Genomic DNA, 3,531 nt, shown 5'->3' on the forward strand with positions numbered 1-3,531 from the left:
CGCGCCTTCTTTTGTTTTCAATAATTCCCTGTCAACTAAAACAGACTTATATTCGTTCCCAACATCGGGATTCTCCGCTATATAAGTACCCCAGCCATAAGCCTGTGCGCCTTCGCCTGTTCCCATTTTAGAATGGTCGAACCTATCAAACTTGTGTGGCGAGCCGTGATAGCCGGGCTGGGTCAAGACCTGCTCACCTTCTAGTCGTGCCCTCTCGCCCGACTGCGGACCTTCGCCTGTGAGCCCTGCGTCCGCGTACACCTCTGCGATCGACTTGCCAGACCGTCTCGCGTGAGCGGTAGCCCAGGCAGGTACGACTTGCGCCATGACCGATGCGTTCTGCGCACTCACGGTGCCAGTGTCGATCAGTTGATCGCGCACCTGAGAGTAGATCTCCTGCGCTTCGACGTACTCGCTGGTGTTCTGCTCTGCTTCATCCATCAAGATCTTAGTCACATACTCCCGCGTCTCTTCGCGGTGCTGCTCTTGCCTGAACGGGGACACTGCCTGGTCGTTCAACGTCATGTGGTCGCGCAACTGTTTAAAGTGCTCAGTACCCGCAATTTCACCGGCAAACTCATCGACTGCGATCTCGATGTCCGCGCCAGTGTCCCGTGCGTCTATGCGAGCGTTGTCCAACAACTTCAGTGCGGGATCTGCTTCGATCTCTGCTCGGGTTTTCGATTGCAGGTACAGTGCCGTCTGCGCACCATCAATATACACATTAACGTCGTTCTCACCGGTAGACTCCCGGACGAACTGTTTGAACAGCTCGACGTCGTGCTTCTTCAATTCCGACTGCTCCGCCTGCGCGTTCAGCTGGTCAATGCCGCGCTGTTCAGCCTCGCTCTGGGATTCGTTCTGCTGTTCGGTTGCGGTCAGTTTCGCAACGGTACGGTTGACGAGGGTCACGCCTGACGCTTGCGCTCCGCCTGCGATGGCCGTTGCGATGGCCGTGACCGCCTGGCGGCGCAGTTGGATCTCGACACGCTCCTCGGGCGTCGCTTGCTCCATCTCTGCGTCAAGTCCGAAAAGGTACGCGTTAAGACTCTGCCCGGCAGTCGCTAACTGCTCCGTGCCTAACTCGCGCACAGCGAAGCGAAGCATGTCTTTCGACAGTCCTTTACTCCTGCCGGTCAACATCTTCTCAAGAGTAGTTAGTGGCATCAACTCGGTGCCGACCTCAATAGCTGCCTCGATCGAGGCAAACCAGCGTGACTTGTCTATCGGTAAACCTTCCGCACGTGCGTCCGCATAGGAGCCCGTGTATGTTTGCGCACCGATGAGGAACAGGGGCGCTGCTCTGCCTTGCGTGCCGATCATCGCGAGTGTAGCAGGCAGCATGTTCGCCAGGGACTCAATGCCCGCCCGGACACCCTCTTCGACTAACGTCATGTTCTCAGGGGTGACCTCTGCACGACGCTCCTGGAGCTTCTGTATGTGCTGGATCAGCTGGTCAGCTCCGCGCTTTCTTAACGCTTGATACTCTTCGTCAGTCTTGACTCCAAGCACCTCCGCAAAATCCTGCGATAACTGATGCGCCTCTGTCTCCATGCCGAGCGGCATCGCCGACCAGGGCACGATCTCATCGATCCGATCCGTCGCCGCTTCATGACCCAAAAGCACCGTGCCTGCCGTCTGCGTCTTAAAGCCGATCCCGATCGATGTGCCCAGGCCAGAGAATATCGTCTCGATACTTTCAAGCACGCCAGACATGACGTCCTCTTGTGCGAGTACCGCATTGTTGAAGTCTTTACGAACAAAGTCAGCAGACTTCGGTGCTCGAACACGCAGCCCTTCTACGTCGATCTGCTCAAGCTTCAGATGCTGCTCAACTGCGCTGGGGTTATCTTCTACCGCGAACTCCGGCACGCCTGACTGTTTACTTAGATTCACTACTTGGCTGTGTTGCGCCGGGTCGACTTTGACCGCTTCGGACAGGTTCGCGCCTAGTGGATCACTTTCGTGAATACCAAAACTGCCGAGGTCAATCTTCTCAAGATCCATCGTCATCGTGACGCCTGCTGCTGTGCTTTCATGATATTGTCAGCCGTCACCGGAATCCCATTGTCACGCAGGAATTTACTTAGAACCCGCAGATCCTCTTCAGGTATATCCGTGACAATCTGGTCAGAATCGGGGGCTAAATAGTCGAATCCGAAGAGCGTCTTCTCCACCGTTACTTTGCGAGTGAGATCGGCCAGCGTCGCGGTGAACTCCTCAGATGTCAACGGTCCATCTTTTTGACTCTCACGGAATGCGACCTCTTCATCGAGCAACGAGTAGAACGCGTTCGCTTTCTTGCGGCCGGTCTCATTCCAGGAGGACTTCTTACCGATTAACTGCTCAACTGCCAGCGAAGCCTGCGAGGTCCTGGTCCGCCCGACCTGGTGATCGATCCGGTCACGTGACGATCCGGTACCCTTCGCACTTTTCACCGCAGCGATGACTTTCTGCCGCTCGGCGGGCGCTAGTTTGTCGAAGTAATCGACAGGGTTAATCTTGCTTAACTCACTTTTCGGCAGAGTCATTACGTCAGAATACGCCGCCCAGTCGGTCGCAACGATCTTCGCTGACTGAATGCTCTTACGCTGAGACGCTGAGAGCCGGGTCCACCCCTGGGGGTCAGCAGCTTTGAACGTCTCCGCAGATCCTCCCTCGAATATGTGAGACTCCGCCCGCTCGAACGCGTCGGCCTGCGCTTCGGACTCGCCTTGCTTTTTCAAGTTAAACTGCCGCATTGCCTCCGCCATCGTGAGCTTCCGCAGCTCCGCATCCTCGATGTCATTAACTTCGTCACGTATGCTCTCGCGATCGTCATACGTATCAGCGATCCGCGCCCCCGATATGACCGCTTGCTGTGCGTCGGCCTGGGTTTTCTCCGCGTCTCTCTTCACAGTAATCGCGTTTTCGAGCTTAACCTTGTCAGGACCCTCCAGCTTGTCACTGTGAGTGTCAAACAAGTCTTGCCCTTCTGCCGCACTGCTCATCGTGGCGGCGATCACCGCTGCTTTTGCGAATGATGACTCGTATGTCTGCAGCCGTTCTGCCGTAGCTTCAGGCCCAACCCCCTCACGCTGTGCTGTATCGAGTACTGACTGTCGACCAATCGCTGATTGCACTCTTAGATTGTCGGGTTGGTTCCAGTACAGCGATGCGTTTTCAATGGTGTTTTCGATTTGAGCCTGAGCAGTCGCCACTTCCCATGCGTCCAGCCCCTTCGATGCATGGCGTCCAATGTCCGCCTTGCTTTTTGTAAGATGCGCGTCAGCGGCTCGGTCAAACATTGTTCGAGCATTAACGCCTAACGGGTCACTGTACTTCTTTTTAAGGTCGTCAAGTGCGCTATTCGTACTCGGCGCACCATCGTACGCGTCGCGTCCCTGGGTGTTAAAATACCCTGATTCAGGATTAAAGAACAGCTCATTCTTGTCACGCTCGAATTGTACCAGCGCCTCTTCCGCTGCGGTCGTATCGATCCGCTGCTTAATGTTTAGCGCAGCTTCTGCGATATCTACCACGCCACCGACC

The 3,531-nt window shown here is 55.6% G+C and carries 2 protein-coding genes; both read right to left on the bottom strand.

Annotated elements, in window-relative coordinates:
- A partial coding sequence (locus GY937_08690) for a hypothetical protein (GenBank protein MCP5056784.1) occupies positions 1 to 2,013 on the bottom strand: 2,013 nt, incomplete at its 3' end.
- The coding region (locus GY937_08695) for a hypothetical protein (protein MCP5056785.1) at positions 2,010 to 3,531 on the bottom strand (1,522 nt) is incomplete at its 5' end. The genes GY937_08690 and GY937_08695, both read right to left, overlap by 4 nt.

This window comes from bacterium, from assembly GCA_024228115.1.
GTDB lineage: Bacteria > Myxococcota_A > UBA9160 > UBA9160 > UBA6930.